This window comes from Denitratisoma sp. agr-D3, assembly GCF_054658675.1.
Window position 1 is genome coordinate 464,180 of sequence record NZ_BAAGIA010000001.1, and the last position, 20,114, is coordinate 484,293.

The 20,114-nt window shown below is 66.8% G+C and carries 19 protein-coding genes and 1 tRNA gene; 10 read left to right on the forward strand and 10 right to left on the reverse strand.

Annotated elements, in window-relative coordinates:
* Window positions 1-52: 52 nt before the first annotated feature.
* The 3 genes from ACYQ2U_RS02235 to ACYQ2U_RS02245 all read right to left on the reverse strand — a co-directional run bounded on the left by ACYQ2U_RS02235 (window position 53) and on the right by ACYQ2U_RS02245 (window position 4,112).
* Window positions 53-1,831, reverse strand: coding sequence for a GGDEF domain-containing protein (locus ACYQ2U_RS02235; RefSeq protein ID WP_459948704.1), 1,779 nt, complete (start codon window positions 1,829-1,831; stop codon window positions 53-55).
* A gap of 81 nt (window positions 1,832-1,912) precedes the next feature.
* Window positions 1,913-2,554: a response regulator gene (locus tag ACYQ2U_RS02240; protein ID WP_459948705.1), complete on the reverse strand. Its 642-nt coding sequence runs from the start codon at window positions 2,552-2,554 to the stop codon at window positions 1,913-1,915.
* Window positions 2,555-2,564: 10 nt separating this feature from the next.
* Entirely contained in the window at window positions 2,565-4,112 is a 1,548-nt protein-coding gene (locus tag ACYQ2U_RS02245; RefSeq protein WP_459948706.1) for a PAS domain-containing sensor histidine kinase, read from the reverse strand.
* Between the two features lie 104 nt (window positions 4,113-4,216).
* Here ACYQ2U_RS02245 and ACYQ2U_RS02250 point away from each other — a divergent pair.
* The 3 genes from ACYQ2U_RS02250 (at window position 4,217) to ACYQ2U_RS02260 (ending at window position 5,720) form a co-directional block, all read left to right on the forward strand.
* A tRNA-Thr gene (locus ACYQ2U_RS02250) sits at window positions 4,217-4,292 on the forward strand.
* A gap of 123 nt (window positions 4,293-4,415) precedes the next feature.
* Window positions 4,416-4,817 carry an OsmC family protein gene (locus ACYQ2U_RS02255; protein ID WP_459948707.1) on the forward strand — a complete coding sequence of 134 codons (402 nt, stop codon included), beginning with the start codon at window positions 4,416-4,418 and terminating at the stop codon, window positions 4,815-4,817.
* Window positions 4,818-4,826: 9 nt separating this feature from the next.
* Entirely contained in the window at window positions 4,827-5,720 is an 894-nt protein-coding gene (locus tag ACYQ2U_RS02260; protein ID WP_459948708.1) for a pirin family protein, read from the forward strand.
* Window positions 5,721-5,724: 4 nt separating this feature from the next.
* Here ACYQ2U_RS02260 and ACYQ2U_RS02265 read toward each other — a convergent pair whose 3' ends face one another.
* Both ACYQ2U_RS02265 and ACYQ2U_RS02270 read right to left on the reverse strand, forming a co-directional pair.
* Window positions 5,725-6,249 carry a chromate transporter gene (locus tag ACYQ2U_RS02265; RefSeq protein WP_459948709.1) on the reverse strand — a complete coding sequence of 175 codons (525 nt, stop codon included), beginning with the start codon at window positions 6,247-6,249 and terminating at the stop codon, window positions 5,725-5,727.
* Window positions 6,246-6,806, reverse strand: a complete 561-nt coding sequence (locus ACYQ2U_RS02270; RefSeq protein ID WP_459948710.1) for a chromate transporter — start codon at window positions 6,804-6,806, stop codon at window positions 6,246-6,248. The genes ACYQ2U_RS02265 and ACYQ2U_RS02270 overlap by 4 nt, the downstream gene beginning before the upstream one ends.
* Before the next feature lie 149 nt (window positions 6,807-6,955).
* Here ACYQ2U_RS02270 and ACYQ2U_RS02275 point away from each other — a divergent pair, with 149 nt between their 5' ends.
* From ACYQ2U_RS02275 to ACYQ2U_RS02300, 6 genes are all read left to right on the forward strand, one after another.
* Window positions 6,956-9,223, forward strand: coding sequence for a DEAD/DEAH box helicase (locus ACYQ2U_RS02275; protein WP_459948711.1), 2,268 nt, complete (start codon window positions 6,956-6,958; stop codon window positions 9,221-9,223).
* Between the two features lie 149 nt (window positions 9,224-9,372).
* The gene (locus ACYQ2U_RS02280) at window positions 9,373-10,995 is read left to right on the forward strand and encodes a methyl-accepting chemotaxis protein (RefSeq protein ID WP_459948712.1); all 1,623 of its coding nucleotides are present in this window, start codon (window positions 9,373-9,375) and stop codon (window positions 10,993-10,995) included.
* A 143-nt stretch (window positions 10,996-11,138) separates the two neighbouring features.
* A complete protein-coding gene (locus ACYQ2U_RS02285; RefSeq protein WP_459948713.1) occupies window positions 11,139-12,227 on the forward strand; it encodes a flagellar assembly protein T N-terminal domain-containing protein in 1,089 nt (362 codons plus the stop codon).
* Between the two features lie 104 nt (window positions 12,228-12,331).
* Complete coding sequence (locus tag ACYQ2U_RS02290; protein ID WP_459948714.1) at window positions 12,332-12,862, forward strand: LPP20 family lipoprotein; 531 nt, start codon at window positions 12,332-12,334, stop codon at window positions 12,860-12,862.
* 3 nt (window positions 12,863-12,865) lie between these two features.
* The gene (locus tag ACYQ2U_RS02295; RefSeq protein WP_459948715.1) at window positions 12,866-13,384 is read left to right on the forward strand and encodes a hypothetical protein; all 519 of its coding nucleotides are present in this window, start codon (window positions 12,866-12,868) and stop codon (window positions 13,382-13,384) included.
* Window positions 13,385-13,441: 57 nt separating this feature from the next.
* The gene (locus tag ACYQ2U_RS02300; protein WP_459948716.1) at window positions 13,442-14,095 is read left to right on the forward strand and encodes a FlgO family outer membrane protein; all 654 of its coding nucleotides are present in this window, start codon (window positions 13,442-13,444) and stop codon (window positions 14,093-14,095) included.
* 100 nt (window positions 14,096-14,195) lie between these two features.
* Here the strand turns inward: ACYQ2U_RS02300 and ACYQ2U_RS02305 are convergent, their stop codons facing one another.
* Entirely contained in the window at window positions 14,196-15,317 is a 1,122-nt protein-coding gene (locus tag ACYQ2U_RS02305; protein WP_459948717.1) for an aldo/keto reductase, read from the reverse strand.
* Between the two features lie 107 nt (window positions 15,318-15,424).
* Between ACYQ2U_RS02305 and ACYQ2U_RS02310 the strand changes: the two genes are divergently transcribed.
* Window positions 15,425-16,315 (forward strand): LysR family transcriptional regulator, encoded by an 891-nt coding sequence (locus ACYQ2U_RS02310; RefSeq protein ID WP_459948718.1) that lies wholly within the window; start codon window positions 15,425-15,427, stop codon window positions 16,313-16,315.
* A gap of 18 nt (window positions 16,316-16,333) precedes the next feature.
* On the opposite strand, the gene ACYQ2U_RS02315 is transcribed toward ACYQ2U_RS02310, so the two are convergent.
* Genes ACYQ2U_RS02315 through ACYQ2U_RS02330 form a run of 4 tightly spaced genes read right to left on the reverse strand, consistent with a single transcriptional unit; the run spans window position 16,334 to window position 20,110 of the window.
* A complete protein-coding gene (locus tag ACYQ2U_RS02315; RefSeq protein ID WP_459948719.1) occupies window positions 16,334-16,648 on the reverse strand; it encodes a hypothetical protein in 315 nt (104 codons plus the stop codon).
* Between the two features lie 5 nt (window positions 16,649-16,653).
* Window positions 16,654-17,478, reverse strand: coding sequence for an orotidine-5'-phosphate decarboxylase (pyrF, locus tag ACYQ2U_RS02320; protein ID WP_459948720.1), 825 nt, complete (start codon window positions 17,476-17,478; stop codon window positions 16,654-16,656).
* Window positions 17,475-18,722 carry an EAL and HDOD domain-containing protein gene (locus tag ACYQ2U_RS02325; RefSeq protein WP_459948721.1) on the reverse strand — a complete coding sequence of 416 codons (1,248 nt, stop codon included), beginning with the start codon at window positions 18,720-18,722 and terminating at the stop codon, window positions 17,475-17,477. The genes pyrF and ACYQ2U_RS02325 overlap by 4 nt, the downstream gene beginning before the upstream one ends.
* The gene (locus ACYQ2U_RS02330; protein ID WP_459948722.1) at window positions 18,719-20,110 is read right to left on the reverse strand and encodes a phosphomannomutase/phosphoglucomutase; all 1,392 of its coding nucleotides are present in this window, start codon (window positions 20,108-20,110) and stop codon (window positions 18,719-18,721) included. The genes ACYQ2U_RS02325 and ACYQ2U_RS02330 overlap by 4 nt, the downstream gene beginning before the upstream one ends.
* Window positions 20,111-20,114 lie beyond the last annotated feature (4 nt).

Below are 20,114 nucleotides of genomic sequence, written 5' to 3' on the forward strand. Positions count from 1 at the left end.
ATTCTACCGTCCCCACCCGTCCGGCATGGGACGGGCGGAGGCGGGAATGGGATCAGGCGGCCAGCACCCGGTTCTTGCCGGAGCGTTTGGCCAGGTACATGGCCTGGTCGGCCCGTTGCAGGGCGTCCTTGGCGCTTTCCTCCGGCCCCAGTTCGGCCACGCCGCAACTGAAAGTGATCAGCACCTTATCGTTGTTGTGCAGGAAAAAGCGCTTGGTCAGTTCCCGCTGGACCCGGGTCATGGCACCGACGCCCTCCTCCAGCAGGGTGTCGGGCAGCAGTACGACGAATTCCTCGCCGCCGTAGCGGCCCAGGGTGTCCTGGGGCCGCACGGTCTGGCCGATGACGCCGGCCAAGTGGATCAGCGCTTCGTCACCGGCGTCGTGGCCCAGGGAGTCGTTGATCTTCTTGAAATTGTCCACGTCCAGCAGGGCGATGCAGAGCTTGCTGCCCTGGCGCTGGCTGCGGGCCATTTCCTTTTCCAGGGCCTCGTCGATGCCCTTGCGGTTGAGGGCGCCGGTGAGGGCATCCTGACGCACCATGTCGCTGGCTTCGGCCAACTCTTGCTGCAAGCGGGCCACTTCCTGTTCGGTCTGGGCCACCTTCTGCCGCATCTCCGCCAGTTCGTCCCGGGAGCGCAGGGCCGAGAACTGGACGTTGCGGGTTTCGCGCATCACTTCGTCCAGCACGTCGGTGATTTCCGAAATGTCCTTGCTCTTGCTGATGCGGTCGGCGCAGCGCTCAATGGTGCTGTGGTAGTCGCCGGTGGTGGTGACGATGTCGCCGAGCCGGTCCACGAAGGTGGCGAGCATGGACTTGAGCCGATCGCGGGCCTCGTTGAGGTGTTTCTTCAGGGCGCTTTGCTTGTAGATCAGATCCTTCAGCTTGCGCTCCATGTCGTCCAGGCGGCGCAGGTCCAGGGGCTGGTTCACCAGGGCGGAGACCACGCTGATCTGGCCTTGCAGCCATTGGTCGTCCACCACCAGCTCGTCGATGTTCTCCACCAATAGGCGCAGCAGGCTGAGCAGGGCGGTGCGCAACTCGGCTTGGTCCTCGGCGACGAAATGCAGGCGGTAGATGAACTTCTTCACCCGGGTGGCGAACTCGCCCACTTTTTTCGCCGCCTGGGGCGTGCGGATTTCCCGCGAGATCCGGGCCGCTTCGTCGGCCAGTTCCGGCGACTCCGCCAGCAGGGGCGGCAGGGCGTTTTCCAGCAGCATGGCGATCAGTTCCCGCCATTCGGCGGTGCTGTGTTCGCTGCCGGGGGCGGCGACGACCGGGGCCGGGGCGCCGTCCTTGGCTGCTGCTTCGGCGACGGGGGCCGGCGCCACCGCGTCCACCAGGGACTCGGCCGCCGCGTCCGGGGTCTGCGACCAGGAACGCAGCAAGCCCTGCATGCGCTGGAACAGCAGATCCGGATTGGCGGCGTTGGCCAGCACGTGATCCAGGCTTTCCCGTTTCTGGGCCAGGGTCAGGCCGGCACTATGGGTTTCCAGGTGTGCCAGCAGTTCCTTGAGCAGGCCGCCCCACTGGGGCGGTTCCGCCGCCAGGCGGGTGAAGATGTCCTCCAGGGTCTGCTTGATGCCGTTCCAGCTTTTGTCCGCCACCGCCTGTTCCATTTGGCGGGCGAGACGGGTCTGTTCCGCCGTGTTGCGGGGCAGGGCGCCGGCCAGGGCCTTCATGGCCCGCTCCGGGAAGATCTCGGTGGGCGGCGTGCCGGAAATCTCGTGGTACAGGGCCAGGTAGTTGTCGGGGGTCGGCGGAATGCGACGCTGCGCCAAGCGCAACAGGGCTTCCCGGGCGATTTCCGATGGCTGGGTGAAGTCGGACATAGAGCCTCGCGGTGGACACTGGGTGGGAGGGGAAAACCAACCCCCTCTGCCGGGGAGGGCAATTTGTGTCTTTTAAGTCTCTTATTGTACTAGGCCGTGTTCAAGGCCGTAGCGAATTAATTCCGCCGTGTTGTCCAAACGCATTTTGTCCAGCAGACGCTTGCGGTATTCGCTCACGGTCTTGACCGAAAGATTCAGCTCCTCGGCGATCTGGGTCAGGGTCTTGCCCGCCGCGATGCGTACCAGCACCTGGTATTCCCGGTCGGTGACCCGTTCGTGGGGCAGCTTGTCGGTGTCGTCGGCGATGGCGGCGGCCAGCTGCTCGGCCAGCACCGGACTGATGAAGCGCTTGCCCGCCGCCACCTGGCGGATGGCGGTGACCAGGAGTTCCGGAGCGCTTTGCTTGGTCAGGTAGCCGGCGGCGCCGGACTTGATGGCCCGCACCGCGTAGTGCTCCTCGGGATGCATGGACAGCATCAGCACCGGCTGACGGGGGAATTCCTTCTTGAGCTGCTTGAGAGTGTCGATGCCGTTGCGGTTGGGCATCGAGACGTCCAGCAGGAACACGTCCCAGGGCTGGCTGCGGGCCAGGCGCAGGGCGGCGGCGCCGTCGTCGGCCTCGCCCGCCACCACCAGGTCGTCGGTTTCCGACAGGATCTGGCGCAGGCCCTGGCGCACGATGGCGTGGTCGTCGGCGATCAGTACGTGAATTTTTTCGGCCATAGTGATTTGCTTAGAACAAGTCCCGCTGCCGCGTTTCCTCGCCGCTCGTCGCGGCGGCGGCCTTGGCCGGCAGGACCAGGGTCAGGTGGGTGCCGCCCTGCTCGCCGGTTTCGATGCGGAATTCCCCTTCCAGGCTGCGGCAGCGTTCGCGGATGCCGCGCAAACCGAAGGAACGGGGTTTGTGCAGGTCGGCCTCGGCGATGCCCCGGCCATTGTCGCGCACTTCCAGCCGCAACTGGCGCCCCTCCCGGTACAGGCGCAACACCACCAGGGAGGCATGGGCATGCTTGGCGACGTTGGTCAGGGCCTCCTGGACGATGCGGAACAGGGCCAGGGCGACGGCCGGGTCCAGGTCGTTGTCCTCGTTCGCCAACTCGCATTGGAAGCGGCAGGCGATGCCGGTGCGCTGGGTGAAGTCCTCGGCCTGGCACTCGATGGCCGCTTGCAGGCCGAATTCCTTGAGGATGCCCGGGCGCAGTTCCCGCGCCACCCGGCTGGCGGTGCCCATGGCCTGGTCCAACAGCCCCTCGATGGCCTGGGCCTTCTTGCGCAGGGGCGTGTCGCCCTCGGGCAGCTTGCCCGCCAGCAGGGCGGTTTCGATCTTGATGGCCACCAGCAGGCTGCCCAGTTCATCGTGGATGTCCCGGGCGATGCGCTCCCGTTCTTCTTCCTTGGCCGCCTCCAGGTACGAGGACAACTCGGCCAACTGTTCCCGCGACTTGCGCAGCGCCGCCTCGGTTTCCTTGCCCCGCGTGGTGTCGGTGGCGATGCCGTGCCAGTGCAGGCTGCCGTCTTCCTGCATCTGGGGCGTGGCGTGCAGGCTGATCCATTTGGGCTTGGCCTGGCTGCGCGGATGGATGCGGCCTTCCCAGTGGCAGGCGGTCAATTCCCGGGCCGACTCGACCAGGCTTTTTTCCAGACGCGGCCGGTCTTCCGGGGCGACCAGGTCCACCAGGCGGGCGAAGGAATTGGCCGAGCCCAGCAGCTCGTGGGGCTTGAGCCCCAGCAGCTTGTGGGCGCCTTCGCTGACGTAGATGAAGTGGCGGCCACCATCCGCCTGGCGGGCCAACTGGAAGGCCATGCCCGGCAGGTTGGCGGCCAGGGCGCGGAAGCGGTCCTCGCTGCCCTTGAGCATTTCCAGCGCCGTGGAATGGTCGGCGCGCAGGCGGGCGTCGCGGATTTCCCGCTCCAGGGCCGGCAGCAGGCGTTCCAACTGGAGCGGTGTGAAGCAGTCCCGGGCGCCGTGCTTCAAGGCGCGGACCACGTTTTTCTCGCTGCCGGTGTCGGCCAGGATCAACAGGGGCAGTTGCGGCGCCAGTTCCGCCAGCAGGCGTTGCACCTTTTGCAGGGACAGTCCCTCGACCCGGTGGGCGCACAGCAGGGCATCCCAGGTCTGGCCCTGGAGCAACTGGCATAACAGGTCGGGGTCGTCCACCGGCTGCACCTCCACCTTGTGGGCCTGGCCCAGGTGGGTTTGCAGCGCCGGCAGATGGCTCTCGTCCTGGTCCACCAGCAGCAGGCGGAGCTTGGTTTCTTTGAGCGGAGGAGGATTGGCCATCGGCGGGCGGGCAGGGAAATCGGGCGCGAAGATTCGCTGGCAAGTGTAGCGGAAAGGAACGGGCCGCCGGAGTTTCCTCGGCTATAATGCGCGCCGCTTCACACGCCGGCTTAGCTCAGTTGGTAGAGCAACGGTCTTGTAAACCGTAGGTCGTCAGTTCGATTCCGACAGCCGGCACCAACTCGAAAAACCCCGGAACCCCTTGTGGTTCCGGGGTTTTTATTTTTTGCGGCGGGCGCGGTGCGATGACGGTGGCCGGATTAAAGTCTGGGTCAAACCGTTCTTCCCACCCAAGGAGCACCCGTGACCATCGAAGCCAAACTGCATCGCGCCTTTGGCGCCTTGACCACCCTGAGCAATGGCCGCCATGTCTGGAATGCCGACGTGGACAAAACCCTGGGCTCCACCGATCAGGCCCCCGATCCCCATGACTTGCTGGATTCGGCCCTGGCGGCCTGCACGCTCCTGACCCTGGAGCTTTACATTCGGCGTCGGCAGTTGGCGGTGACGGACATCCGCGTCGAGATCGACCACGAGGAAGGCAAGAACGATCAGGGGCAGGTCCGCTACGCCCTGCGCCGGCGGCTTTACGTGACGGGCAGCTTGTCCGACGAGGAGCGGCAAAAGCTCTTGGAGATCGCCAACAAATGTCCCATCCACCGCGTCCTGAGCGGCGAGATCGGCATCGCCACCGAATTGGCGTGAGGGGCGGCCATGGCGCAAACGCAGACGACATTGCTGCATCTCGACGGCCGGGTCACGGACCTGGCGGGCGGCCTCCAGGTGCGCCGGCTTTTGCCTGCCGCTGCGCGGCGGGCCGTGGGGCCCTTCATCTTTTTCGACCACATGGGGCCGGCCGAGATCCCAGCGGAGACCGATAGCGACGTGGGCGGCCATCCCCACATCGGCCTGGCGACGGTGACCTATCTCTACGAGGGCAGCCTGATGCATCGGGACAGCCTGGGGTCGGTACAGGAAATCACGCCGGGGGCGGTGAACTGGATGACGGCGGGGAGCGGCATCGTGCACAGCGAGCGTACCCCGGAGGCCTTGCGGGGGCGATCGCGCCGCTTGCATGGCCTGCAACTGTGGCTGGCCTTGCCGCCCGAATTGGAAACCACCGCACCCGCGTTCCAACACGTGGCCGCCGAGGAAATTCCCCAGCTTGCGCCGGCCGATGGCGTCACGGTGCGGGTGTTGGCGGGTACCGCCTTGGGCGCCACCAGCCCGGTACGCACGGCCTCGCCGACGGTTTACCTGGATGTGCGTCTGGCCCCCGGCGCTGCGTGGACGCTGCCGCCCCTGGCGGAGGAACTGGCGATTTATGCGCCAACGGCGGATTACTGGCTCGACGACGTCGCCCTGCCCGCGCGGCAGATGGCGGTGTTGCCCGCAGGCAGCGGCGCCCGGCTAAGGGCAGGCGCCACGGAGACCCGTCTGGCCGTGATCGGCGGTGCGCCTCTGGCGCGGCCGGTCCGCATGTGGTGGAACTTCGTCGCCACGGACCGGGCCCGCATTGCCGCCGCGGCCAAGGCCTGGGCGGCCGGGGGCTTCGATCCCATTCCCGACGAAACGGACCGGATTGCCGCGCCGCCCTGGGTGGATTGACGGCTCAGACGTAGCCGAGGACACCCAACAGCGCGCCGCCGGCCAACAGCCAGAGGGGATTGAGGCGGCTGCGCCAGGAGATCAACGCCGCCGCCACGGTCAGCAGACCGGCCACGGCGTTGTGGTCGGCGAGGCGGATCATCACCCAGGCCGTGCAACACACCAGGCCTACGGTCAAGGGGGCGATGCCCTGCTGGATGCGCTGGCGCAGCGGGTGGTCGCGGAAACGCTGCCAGAGGCTGGCGATCACCCAGGTGAAGGCGGCACCGGGCAGGGACATGGCCAGGGTGGCGGCCAGGGCGCCGCCGACGCCCGCCACATGCCAGCCGATCAGGGTGATGAACAGCACGTTGGGTCCGGGCGCCGCCTGGGCAATGGCGAAGTAGTCCACGAACTGGCGCTCCGTCAGCCAGCCCTGTTGTTCGACGACGACCCGGTGGATTTCCGGCGTCAGGGCGCCGGCGCCGCCGAAGGCCAGCAGGGAGAGCAGGCCGAAGTGGATGACCAGGGCCAACAGCGCCGGACTCATGGGGACTCCCGGACCAGCCAGATGCTGCCGACCGCCAGCAGCGGCAGGGCCCAGAGCAGGGGCAGTCGCAGCAGGCCGATGGCGATGAAGGTCAGCACCATGAACAAGGGCGGTCGCCAGCGTCGCTGCTTGAGTTGGGGCAGGGCCATCTTCAAGGCCATGGCCAGGATCAGCCCCGCCGCCACGGAGGCGATGCCGTTCAGCGCCCCCTGCATGGCCGGCACCCGGCCGTAGTGGCCATAGATGAGGGCCAGCAACAGCACGATGACGATGGAGATGCCATAGAGGCCGATGAAAGCCGCCGCCGCGCCCTTGAGCCCGCCGAAGCGCTTGCCCACGGCGATGGACAGGTTGCTGATGTTGGGGCCGGGCAGAAATTGGCACAGCCCCAGGGTTTCGGTGAATTCCTGTTCCGTCAGCCAGCGGCGTTTTTCCACCAGTTCCCGCCGGGCGAAGGGCAGCACGCCGCCAAAGGCGTGCAGGGCGCAGGTCTGGAAGGCGATGAAGAGCTCGAACAGGGAGGGCGCGGCAGCGCGGGGCGATGGGCTTGCAGGCATGACGGGTTTCCGGGGTGGGCCCGCGATTATCCCGAAAAGCCTTACGGATCAAAATACTTGTGGAAATCCATGACTGGAGTAATAGGCGCCGCACTGGTAGAATGCGCCGTCTTTCCCTCCTCCAGTGTCGCGTCTGCGACCCCCTTCCCATGTCTGATACTGATTCCGCGCCCCAACCGGTGCGCTTTGACCAATTGGGTCTCGCCCCCGCATTGTTGCAAGCCCTGGAGGCCGTGGGTTACGAGACACCGTCGCCGATCCAGGCGGCCTGTATTCCCCATCTGCTGGCCGGCCACGACCTCTTGGGCGAGGCCCAGACCGGCACCGGCAAGACCGCTGCTTTCGCCCTGCCGCTGATGTCCCAGATCGACCTCAGCAAGCGCCAGCCCCAGGCCCTGATCCTGGCCCCCACCCGCGAACTGGCCATCCAAGTGGCCGAGGCGCTGCAAAGCTACGCCCGCTTCATGCCCGGTTTCCACGTGCTGCCCATCTACGGCGGCCAGAGCATGGTGGTGCAGTTGCGCCAGCTTGAACGCGGCGCCCACGTCATCGTCGGCACTCCCGGCCGGGTGATGGACCACCTGGAGCGCAAGAGCCTGGTGCTCGACGGCCTCAAGACCTTGGTGCTGGACGAAGCGGACGAAATGCTGCGCATGGGCTTCATCGACGACGTGGAGTGGATTCTCGAACACACCCCGGCCACCCGCCAGACCGCCCTGTTCTCGGCCACCATGCCCGAGGTGATCCGCCGCGTCGCCCGCAACCACCTGCGCGAGCCGAAGGAAGTGAAGATCAAGGCCGCCACCTCCACGGTGACGTCCATCCGCCAGCGTTATTGGCTGGTGAGCGGTTCTAGCAAGCTGGACGCCATGACCCGCATGCTGGAAGTGGAAGAGGACTTCGATGCCGCCATCGTCTTCGCCCGCACCAAGACCGCCACCGTCGAACTGGCCGAGAAGCTGGAAGCCCGGGGCTATGCCGCCGCCGCCCTCAACGGCGACCTGCAACAGGCCCAGCGCGAGCGGGTCATCGACCAGCTCAAGAACAAGCAACTGGACATCGTCGTCGCCACCGACGTGGCTGCCCGGGGCATCGACGTGCCCCGCATCAGCCACGTCATCAACTACGACATTCCCTACGACACCGAGGCCTATGTGCACCGGATCGGTCGTACCGGCCGCGCCGGCCGCACCGGCACTGCCATCCTGTTCGTGGCCCCGCGCGAAAAGCGCATGCTGCGCGTGATCGAACAGGCCACCCGGCAGCCCATCGAGGCCATGCAGCTGCCCAGTCCCGAGGCCGTGGCTGACCGTCGTGTCGCCCAGTTCAAGCAACAAGTGGTGGATGTGCTGGGCGAAGGCGAGGACCTGAGCTTCCTCGAGGACGTGGTGCAGCAGATCGTGCGCGAGCAGGGCATCGAGGCCGTCGAAGTGGCCGCCGCCCTGGCCTGGCTGGTGCAGCGCGAACGCCCCCTCAATCCCGACGCGGCCCGTCGCGGTCCGGCCGCCGCCGTGCGCAGCAGCGGCCCCGCCGCGGCTGCCATGCCCAGCGCCAGCGCCGAGAGCACCGCCGCTGCCCTGGCGCCCGTGGGCCCCGGCGCCGATCCCAACGATCCCTGGGCCGAGGCCCGGCGCCTGAAGCAGGAACGCAAGGCGGCGGAAAAGGCCGCCAAGGCCGCCACGACCAGTGCGCCGGCCTGGCGCGAGGAGCGTCCCCGTCCGGCGCCGTCCCGGGACGCCGGTTTCGGCAAGGTGCGCTATCGCATCGCCGTGGGCCGCAACGACGGTATCTCACCGAAGGACGTGGTGGGCGCCATCGCCAACGAGGCCGGCATCGAAAGCCGCTACATCGGCCAGATCAATCTGTTCAACGACTTTTCCACGGTGGAACTGCCCGACTCCCTCGGCAACGACGTGTTGGGCATCCTCAAGCGCATCCGCGTCCGGGGCAAGCCCATGGACCTGCAAGTGGATACCGGCGACGCTCCCGCGCGTGGCAGCCGTGATTTCGGCGATCGTGGCGATCGCGGTCCGCGCAAGCCTTGGGACGACCGTCCTCCCCGCCGGGATTTCGGTGATCGCGGCGACCGCAATGATCGTGGTGGTTATGGTGACCGCGACCGCGGCCAGCGTGGTTACGGCGACCAGCAACGGCAAGGCGGCCAGGGCCGCGGCGAGGGCGGCTTCAAGCGGCGCGAATTCGGCGACCGCAACGAGGGGGGCTACGGCGCCCGTCGCGAGGGCAGCGATTTCCCGCCCCGGGCGTCGCGCACGCCCCAGACCGACCGTCCCCGCCGCGAGGGCGGTGGCGGTTATGGTGGCGACAAGCCGGCCTACGGCAAGAAGCCCTTTGACAAAAAGCCCGAGGGGGAGCGCAGCTTCAAGCCCTTCGGCGATCGTCCGCGCAAGAAGTTCTGATCTTGGCGTGACGCGATCCCCATCCCGGCGGCTTTCCTGCTGCCGCGGTGGGGATTTCTTTGTCATATATGTTCTAATTCCGCCCCTTAGTTTCACCACAAAAAGAAACGACGTGTACCCCGGCAGAGAAGACAGGGGATCAGTCGATCGTGAAAAAAAATCTACCCGTTTTGCAGCAAGAACTGCCCTTTCCCAAGGGCAAGTACCTGGTGTCCCGCACGGACCTGAAGGGCGTCATCACCGTCGCCAACGACACGTTCGTCGAACTGAGCGGCTTTGGCCGCGACGAACTGATCGGCCGGAGCCACAACATCGTCCGCCATCCCGACATGCCGCCGGCGGCGTTTGCCGACTTGTGGCAGACCCTCAAGAAGGGGCGGCCCTGGCGCGGCACCGTCAAGAACCGCAGCAAGAGCGGCCACTACTACTGGGTTAACGCCCTGGTGGTGCCGGTCAAGCAGGAAGGCCAGACCGTGGGCTATATGTCCGTGCGGACCGAGCCCAGCCATGAGGACGTGCGCAAGGCCGAGGCGCTCTACGGCCAGCTGCGGCAGGCCGGTGCCGTCCTGCCCAAATCCCGCTCATGGCAGCAGATTTCCCTCGGCGCCCGCCTGCTGGGGCTGACCGGTTTTCTGGTGTCGGCCCAGGTCGTCACCCTGCTGTTGCACCACTTCGGTCCGGGCTGGGGCCTGACGGCGGGGGCGGTGGCCCGCGCCATCGACCTGATCGGCCTGGCCAGCGTCGGCGTCGGGGCGGCGACCATCGCCGTGCAGTCCGACATCCTCGGTGCCATGGGTCGCGTCATCACCTGGCTGGACCATATCGCCCAAGGCGACCTGACCGATGACATTCCGCTCCATCGCCATGACGAACTGGGGCGTATCCACACCGCCCTGGTGACCATGCAGACCCACCTCAAGGCCATGATGGCCGAGATCGCCGAATCCGCCACCGCCGTGCTGGGCAGCGCCGAGCATGTCCGCCTGGGCATGGGCGACGCCCACGGCAAGGCGGAAGGGCAGTCGGACGCGGTGAGCCGGATCGCTTCGGTGATGGAACAGATGTCGGTGTCCATCCGCGAGGTGGCCGCCGGCGCCGAGCAGGCGGCGGAAGCCGTGGAGGTGACCCAGACCCTGCTGCAATCGGCTTCCGCCGAAATGGCCCGCAGCCATGAGGCATCCCACCAGGTGGTGAACTCGGTGGCGACGGCCAGCGACACCATGGCGGCCCTGTTCCAGTCCCTGCATGCGATCGGCGTGGTGACGCGGACCATCCGCGAAATCTCCGACCAGACCAATCTGCTGGCCCTCAATGCCGCCATCGAGGCGGCCCGGGCCGGCGAGCAGGGGCGCGGGTTTGCCGTGGTGGCGGACGAAGTCCGCAAGCTGGCGGAACGGGCCGGCACCCAGACCGAGGAAATCAGCCGCACCGTGCAGGAAATCCAGCGGGTCACCAATCTCGCCGTGAGCGGCATGGCTTCGGCGACCGAAGGGGTGACGGTGACCGACAAGGCCATGGAACAGGCCCGCGCCAGCCTGACCCAGGTGGACGGCCAGGGCAATACCGTGGCCCGCATGTCCGGCGACATCGTGGTGGCGACCCGGGAGCAGGCCCTGGCCGGCGAGGACGTGGCGCGCCAGGTGGAGAGCATCGCCAGCGGCATCGAGGGCACGGTGAAGCAGATCGCCCAGGCCCGGGACCAGGCCGAGCAGATGCGCAACGTCGCCGGTCGGCTGCGGGAACTGGTAGGCTATTTCCGTTTGCTCCGCTGAGGCCGTCGCGCCGCCGGCGGCTGCTGGAGAGGAAGCGTGACGCCAAGGAGGACGCGGGGAATGGATGGGGATTGGCCGTGCTGAGATCAGCGCAGGGAGATTTTGCCCGGGATGGCGGGATCTTGGTCCGGGCGTTGATCCGGATGTTGATCCCAGGGTTCGCCCTGTTGTTCGTCCTGTGGTTCGCCCCGCTGCTGGCTGCCCGGGCCGAGCCCCCGTCCGCGCCGGCCAACGCCGTCGTGAGCGGGCGGGGCAGTGCCCTGATCCGCAATGGCGACCTGGCCCTGGCCCGTTGGCAGGCCACTGCCGATGCCCTCAAGAATGCCCTGGAAAGCCAGGGGGCCACCGTGCGCGGCGGCACCCTGGTCAGCAACGGCAATGTGTTCGAGACCCTCAGCGTCAGGACCGACGCCCGCACCCGGGACGTCCAGGTGCTGGAGGAATATCGGCAGGGGGACCAGTTGTTCATCTCCCTCCAGGCCACCTTGGAACCCGCCACCGCCACGGTCGCCTGCCCGGTGTCCTACCGCAAGCGGGTGTTGTTCGTCCCCATGCCCTTGCAGCATCCCGAGCAATTGAAAGGGGGCGAACCGGCCAATTTCCCTGCGCTGCTGGCGCGGCGACTGGCGGCGGGCATGACCGGGGACAATGCCACCTGGCTGGTGGACAACGCCGCGCCGCCGGTGGTGGGGGGGGATGGCCGGATCAATGCCGCCGCTCTAGGTGCCTTATTCGAGCGCCATCGCGCCCAGGCAGTAGTGGCCGGCGTGGTGCGGGGCTTTGCGCCGGCGGAAGGGGCGTGGTCGCTACTGCCCGGAACCGAGCGCACCCTGGACCTGGAACTGATGGTGTTCACCCTGCTCGCCGACGCGCCCCAATCCAGCCGCCGTTTTCGCTTCCGCCTGCCTGCCGCCGCAGCCTTCGGCCCGGCCCTGTCCCAGGCCTTGGCCGAGGCCGGTCGCTGGCTACAGGACGAGGTGGCCTGCCAGCCCTTTGCCGTCCGGGTCAATTGGACGGAGGGCACCCGCGTCGGTTTGGCCGCCGGCAAGGACGCCGGGCTGCGGGAAGGGGACGGCCTGGTGCTGTTGCGGCCGGGACGTAACGGCATGCTGGCCCTGCCTCTGGCTTCCGCCACGGTGCGGGTGGTGGAGGCCGACCAGGCCAGCGCCGAGGCCAGTACCCGGAGCGGGGAATTGGGGGTCCAGGCGGGGGATGTGGCTGTTTCCCGCTAATTTCTTTATTTTCAATTAGCTGGGGATTAATCCTGATGTTCAGTTTAAGTTTCTGAGGATTTTGCCGTTACGCTGGGTATTCCTTCCCCACGTCCGTAAGCCCCATGCGCCACCTCAGACTTCTTGGACTGCTCACCCTGACGCTGCTCATCGGCACGGGTTGTGTTTTCCAGCGCGCTGCTGCACCGGCGCCGGCGCAGGCGGTCGTGCCGGAGGACCCGTCCCAAAAAGAGGACCATGTGGTGACGGCCAAGGGCTACGGCATCGTGGCCGCCCAAGGTGCCGTTTCCCTCGACCAAGCCAAGTTGCTGGCCATGCGGGCGGCCAAGGTGGACGCCTATCGCAACCTGGCCGAGCGCCTACAGGGCCTGCGGGTCAACAGCAGTTCCAACGCCACCGCCTTCGCTTCCCAAGGGGATGCGGTGCAGACCAGCGCCGAATACTTCGTGCGCGGCGCCCGGGTGGTGAGTATCGCCCCGGTGCGCGACGGCATCTACGAAGCCGTGGTGGAGCTGGACCTGGACAATCCCAGCGCCGGCGTGTCCTTCACGCCGCCGCCGGTGGCCGTGGCGGAGCCCAGTAAAGACACCAAAAAGAAGAAATCCTTCAGCCTGTTCAATTTATTCGGGGAGTAATCCATGAAACTGGGATCGAGTCTGACCATCGTCCTGCTGTCCGCCCTACTCGGGGCTTGCGCTTCCGCACCGACTCCCCCCGTGGCCGACAGCGTCGCCAAGCCGGTGGAGCCGGTTGCCGCCGAGGCCAAGAAGCCCGAGCCCGTCGTCGAGGCGGAACCCGCCAAGCCCGAGCCCGCCAAGGAAGTGGTGGCGGAGCCCGCTGTCCAGGAGCCGGCCAAGGAAGCCGTGAAGGAACCGGTCAAGGCCGCCGCCAAGCCCGAGGCACCGCCGAAGGCCGTCGTCACCTACGGTCCCAACAATGCGGGCGCCACCATCGTCGCCGATGGCGCGGTGTGCTGCATCGGCAACGGCCCCGGTTGCGACTGCGACGTGGAAAAGGAAAAGGTCATCGTCTTCGTGGACAAGCCGGTGGAGGAGTGCACCCGCAGCACCCGCACCATCCGCCAGATCGAGAATTGCCCCAACTGCAACGCCTTCCCGGTGGTGATCCGGGAAAAGGGTAGTTGCGCCACCAACTGAGGACAGGTCCTGTCACGGAACCGCGCCGACCCACGGGATAACGGAAAGAGAATCGCCATGAAAAAACATACCGCCTTTGCCCTTGGCCTCCTGGCCACCCTGACCCTGGCCAGCGGCCCCCTGCGCGCCGACGCCGAGGACGGCCCCCTGGCTGCCCCCACCCTCAACCTCGGCCAGCTCAGCACGTCGGGCAAGTTGAGCCTGATCGCCTCCTTCCTGGCCGACCAGCTGGCCCACAACCGGGACCTGAAGAACGTCTCGGAAAGCCGTATCGCGGTCACCTCCTTCGTCAATCTGCAAACCCTGAAGGAGACCAACAAGATCGGCATGCTGTTGTCCGAGAACATGATCCACGACTTCCAGGTGCGCGGCTTCCCCGTGGTGGACTTCAAGACCCTGCCCTTCATCCAGGTCACGCCGGCGGGCGACTTCATTTTCAGCCGCCGGGTGGATGAACTGCGCAGCGAGTACAGCATCAACTACTTCCTCACCGGCACCTACAGCAACAACTCCGACGGCGTGGTGATCAACGCCCGCCTGCTGGACGCCAGGACCGCCCTGGTGGTATCCAGCGCCCAGGCCTTCATTCCGGCCAAGGACGCCTCCCGCCTGCTGGCCGAGTTCCGCGAGCCGCCGGTGGAAAAAATCTACATCGACCGTCCTGCCGTGCCGGCCGTGCCCAACAACCCGGTGTCCTTGCGGGCTTACTGATCCGCCCCGAGGCTTTCCACCGCTGGCTGCCGCGTTCTGCGGCAGCCATGAAAAACGGGAAACCCGATATTGGGTTTCCCGTTTTTCATGGCGTCGGCCATCAGTCCTGCGCCGCGACGCCGGCCGCCTGGGCCTCGATGCGCAGGGGCGGGGCGTAGCCGGTGGGCTTGTCGCCGAGAGGATGCTTGCCGGCCAGCATGGCCTGCATGCCCGGCGTGAAGAAGGTGTAGGGAAAACTCGCTGCGGGACGGCTGGCGGCTTCGAGCCTGGCCGACAGAGCCTCGGGGATGGTGAAGTCGAGGGCTTGCAGATTGTCTTCCAACTGGCCTGACTTGGTGGCCCCCACCAGCACCGAGGCGACGCCGGGCCGGTTAGCCACCCAGTTGATGGCCACCTGGGCCATGCTGCGGCCCAGTTCCGCAGCCACTTGCTCCAATTCGGCGACCAGGGCGAAATTGCGTTCGTTGAACTTGGCGAAAGCGGGATTGCCGCTGCTGTTAAGGGTTTGCAGGCGGCCCTCGCCGAACTGGCCCTGGCTGGAAGGGCGGTACTTGCCCGAGAGCAGGCCGCTGGCGAGGGGGCTCCACACCATGATGCCCATGCCGTGGCCGGTGGCCAGGGCGGTGTATTCCTGCTCGATGGCGCGCTCTGCCAGGGAGTATTCCAGTTGCAGGGTGGACAGGGGCTCGTAGCCGCGCCACTCGGCCAGGGCCTGGGCCCGGCTGGCGTACCAGGCGGGCACGTCGGAAAAGCCCACGTGGCGCACCTTGCCCGCCCGCACCAGGTCGTCGAAGGTGCGCATCACTTCCTCCACCGGGGTCACCATGTCCCAGGTGTGGAGCAGGTAGAGGTCGATGTAGTCGGTGCCGAGACGACGCAGGGAACCCTCCACTGCCCGCAGGATGTTCTTGCGGCCATTGCCGCCGGCGTTGGGATTGTCGGGGTCGGCGCTGTAGGAAAACTTGGTGGTGATCACCAGCCGGTCCCGCAGCTGCCGCTCGCGCATGAATTCGCCGATCCAGGTTTCGCTGATGCCGTTGGTGTACAGATCGGCGGTGTCGATCAGGTTGCCGCCGGCATCCACGTAGGCGTTGAACAATTGCCGGGCGGTTTCCTTGTCGGCACCCCAGCCCCAGTCGGTGCCGAAGGTCATGGTGCCCAGGGCCAGGCGGCTGACGCGCAGGCCGGAGCGGCCGAGGGTGAAGTATTGATGCAGGCTCATGGCGGGTTTCCTTTCGAGGTTAATGACGATGGAAACATTGTGGCCACTTTTTATTACAAGAAAAATTGGCGTAATCTTTACGATGAATCAACCATGAATTGATAATCGTGAAAATCAACCAACTCGACGGCTACGTCGCCTTCCTGGCCGTGGCCCGCAGCCGCAGTTTCACCGCCGCCGCCGCCCAGCTGGAGGTCTCGCCCCAGGCGGTGAGCCAGGCGGTCCGGGCCCTGGAGGAACGCTTGCAGTCGCGCCTGCTCAACCGCACCACCCGTAGCGTGGCCCTGAGCGAGGCTGGCGAACGTTTCATGGCCAAGGTCGGGCCCGCCCTGGCCGACCTGCTGGAGGCCCAGGAATCCCTGCGGGAGCTGCGGGATAGGCCCTCCGGCCTGTTGCGCATCAACCTGTCCCGGGCCGCCTTCACCGCCGTGATCCGTCCTCGGCTCGGGGAATTCCATCGTCTCTACCCCGAGCTGGGGTTGGAGTTGGGCTTCGACGACGGCTTGGTGGACATCGTCGCCGAGGGCTACGACGGCGGCATCCGACTGGGGGAGGCGGTGGCGCGGGACATGGTCAGCGTGCCCCTGAGCCGACGCGAGCGCAGCGTGGTGGTCGCCGCGCCCGAGTATCTGGCGCGCAAGGGCACGCCGCGCACCATTGCCGACCTGGCCGGCCACGATTGCATTCGCTTCCGCATGCCCAGCGGCGGCGGCATCTACCGCTGGGAACTGGTGTCGGGCAAGGAGGCCGTGGCGGTGGATGCGCCGGGCACGGCCACGGCCAACGACACGGATGCCCTCATCGCCATGGCCCGGGCGGGCATGGGCCTGGCCTACGTGCTGGGCAGCAATGCCGAGCCCTGGCTGGCGACGGGGGAGCTGGTGGCGGTGCTGGACAAGTACATGCCCAGTTTTCCCGGTTTCCATTTTTATTACCCGTCCCGCCATCAACTGCCGGCCAAGCTGCGCTGCTTCCTCGACTTCTGGAAGGCGGCCTAGGCCGCTGAGGCCGTCTGGCTAAGGCTGAACGTCGAAGTCGCAGTCGCAGCCCTTGCCGGCGGCGATCCAGCGGCGGAACAGGGCGGCCAGCGGACGGGAAAACCAGGTGGGCAGGGGCAGATGCCGCTCGGGATGGGCCGCCAGGCCGCAGTGGTAGCGGCTTTCGCTGTCGGTCCAGAACAGGGCGGGACAAGGGCCGTGGCGGCGGCGGAACAACAGGCGGCCGGCGGGGCAGGTTTCCACCGCGCAGCAAACGCCGCAACCGTTGCAGGGCTTGCCCCAGGCCGGCTTGGCCGGGACGTCCCGGTGCAGGGTAACGGTCTGCACCGGCATGGCGGTCAACGCTGACGGTTGATGGCGTCCCGCGTGTCCAGGGCGGCCTGGCGGGCGACGGCGGCGTAATCCTCGCCCTGGCCGGCGTAGAGGATGGCGCGGGAGGAGTTGATCATCAGGCCGGTGCCGGCCGTGGTGCGGCCGGCCTGGACGGTGGCGGCGATGTCGCCGCCCTGGGCGCCGATGCCGGGCACCAGCAGGGGCATGTTGCCCGTGATTTCGCGCACCCGGGCGATCTCGGCGGGGAAGGTGGCGCCCACCACCAGGCCGATCTGGCCGGTGCGGTTCCATTCAACCGCGAGGCGGGCGACCCGCTCGAACAGTCGCTCTTGTCCATTGGCACCGTCCACGTGCAGAAACTGCAAATCGCTGCCGCCGGGATTGGAGGTGCGACAGAGCAGGATCACCCCCTTGTCCGGGTAGGCCAGCCAGGGCTCCACCGAGTCGCGGCCCATGTAGGGGCTGAGGGTCACGGCGTCGGCGCGAAAACGTTCGAAGGCTTCGACGGCGTACTGCTCGGCGGTGCTGCCGATGTCGCCGCGCTTGGCGTCGAGGATGACGGGAATGCCGGGATGGACGGCGTGGATGTGGCCGATCAGGTCCTCCAGCTGGTCCTCGGCGCGGTGGGCGGCGAAGTAGGCGATCTGGGGCTTGAAGGCACAGACCAGGTCGGCGCTGGCGTCCACGATGTCCTTGCAGAACTCGAAGATGGCGTCACTGCGGCCCTTGAGATGGGCGGGGAACTTGGCCGGATCGGGATCGAGGCCGACGCAAAGCAGGCTGTTGTTGCGACGCCAGGCGGCGTCCAGGGTGGCGGTGAAGGTCATCATTCGTGTTCCTGGTTGATGCTGTTGGCCCAGCACAGGGCCTCGGTCAGATGGCGGTTGACGATATGGTGGTCCAGGCCGGGCAGGGTCGTCAGCAATTGGTGGCAGGTGGCGCCGTCGCCGGCCTCCAGGGCCTGGGCCAGGGCCAACAGGGTGCCCAGCCTGCCCTGGCCGCCGGTCAGGGCGTCCTGAATTTCCTTGGCGAGGTGGATGCTCTTGAGGATGTCCTCCATGGCCACGCCGATCAGGGCCGGCACCAGGGAGACGATGCCCACCAAAAAGGCCTGGTCGCCGAAGTCCCGTTGACGGCTGACGTGGCCGGCCAGGAGTTCCATCAGTCGGCCGCGGCTGGCGGCCATCATCATCAGGGGGCTGATGCCCTTCTGGCCCGAGGGGTTGGTGTACAGCATCAGTTGCAGCCAACGCTGGAACTGACGGCGGCCGAGCACGGCGATGGCGTGACGCAGGGAGCTGACCCGTTCGCGACAGCCGGTGGCCACCGAGTTGGTGAGCCGGATCAGGTTCAGCGCCAAACCCGGTTCCTGCTTCAAGGCGCTTTCCAGCCGATCCGTTTCCTCCCCTTCCAACACCAAGCCCATCAGCCGCATCAAGGCCAGTTGGGAATGGCCCAGCTTGCGGCCCTCGACGATGGAGGGATGGGCGAAGTAATAGCCCTGGAACAGGTCGAAGCCGAGGCCGTGGCAGTACTCCGCCTGTTCCCGCGCATCGACTTTTTCCGCCAGCATCTGCACCGGCCATTGCTTGAGCTTGGCGGTGGTGAGGGCCAGGGCGGCGGGGTCATAGGGCAGGATTTCCACCTTGACGATGTCCACCTGGTCGAGCAGGGGCTTGAACTTGTCTTCGTAGTTGACGAAGTCGTCCAGGGCCAGGGTGAAGCCCCGGGCCTTGAGATCGCGGCAGCGCTCGACGATGGCCGGCGTGATGTCCACGGTCTCCAGCACTTCCAGCACGATCTTGTCCGGCGGCAGGATTTCGGGAATGTCGGACAGCAGCAGGGCTTCGTCGCAATTGAGGAAGCCCTTGTAGGGGCCGAGGGCCTGCTCGATGCCCAGGTCGGCGAAGGCATGGCTGATGACGCTGGCACTCGCCACCAGGTCGTCCTCCACCCGCGCCACGTTCTGGCGGCCGGTGCGGAACAGCAGTTCGTAGGCGTAGAGCTGGTTCTGGCGGTCGAGGATGGGTTGGCGGCCGAGGAAGATCTCCTCGCCGCGCTCCGGGGTGTTCATGTGTAGCGGATGTCCAGTCCGGGCCAGGCGGCTTGCAGGGCGGCCTTGAACTCGGCCTGGATGCGAGCCAGGGCCCGGTCGTTGTCGGCTTCGAAGCGCAGCACCACCACCGGGGTGGTGTTGGAGGCCCGGGCCAGGCCGAAGCCGTCGGCGTATTCGGCGCGCACGCCGTCGATGGTGTTGAGTTCCTTGGCCGTGGGGAACTTGCCGTCCTTCTGCAACTTGGCCACCAGGGCGTGGGGTTCGCCTTCCGCCATCTTGATGTTGAGTTCGGGGGTGGAGGTGGCGTTGGGCAGATGCTTGAGGGGCCAGTTGGCACCGCCGTGTTGTGGGTGCCAGCGGGAGACGATTTCCAGCAGGCGGGCGCCGGCGTAGAGGCCGTCGTCAAAACCGTACCAGCGTTCCTTGAAGAACACGTGGCCGCTCATTTCGCCGGCCAGGGGGGCACCGGTTTCCTTGAGCTTGGTCTTGATCAGGGCGTGGCCGGTGTTCCACATCAGGGGCACGCCGCCCTGGAACTTGACGGACTCGGCCACCCAGCGGGAGCACTTCACGTCGTAGATGATCTGGGCGCCGGGGTTGCGGGTCAGCACGTCGGCGGCAAACAACATGAGCTGGCGGTCGGGAAAGATGATTTCGCCGTCCTTGGTCACCACCCCCAGGCGGTCGCCGTCGCCGTCGAAGGCCAGGCCCAGCTCGGCGTCGCCCTTCTTGAGAGCGGCGATCACGTCCTTGAGGTTTTCGGGTTTGGACGGATCCGGGTGGTGGTTGGGGAAGTTGCCGTCCACCTCGCAGAACAGTTCGGTCACCTCGCAGCCCATGCGGCGGAACAGTTCCGGCGCAAAGCCGCCGGCCACGCCGTTGCCGCAGTCCACCACGATCTTCATCGGGCGGTCGAGCTTCACATCGGAAACGATGCGTTGCAGATAGGCTTCCTTCACGTCGGCCTTGCTCAGGCTGCCGCGACCTTCGGCGAAGTCGTTGCGTTCAATGCGCTTGCGCAGATCCTGGATCAGTTCGCCGAACAGGGTCTGGCCGCCCAGCACCATCTTCAGGCCGTTGTAGTCCGGCGGGTTGTGGCTGCCGGTGACGGAGACGCAGCCATCCACCCCCAGATGATGGGCGGCGAAGTAGGTGACCGGGGTCGGCACGCAGCCGATGTCCACCACATCCACGCCACAGGCCAGAATGCCTTCCGCCAGGGCGGCGGACAGGCTGGGGCCGGAGAGGCGGCCGTCGCGGCCGATGGCGATGGTCTTGAGACCCCGGGCCACGGCTTCGGAGCCGATGGCGCGGCCGATGGCGCGGACGGAGCCGGTGGTGAGGGTTTTGCCGACGATGCCGCGAATGTCGTAGGCCTTGAAGATTTCGGGAGCGGGCAGGGTCATGACG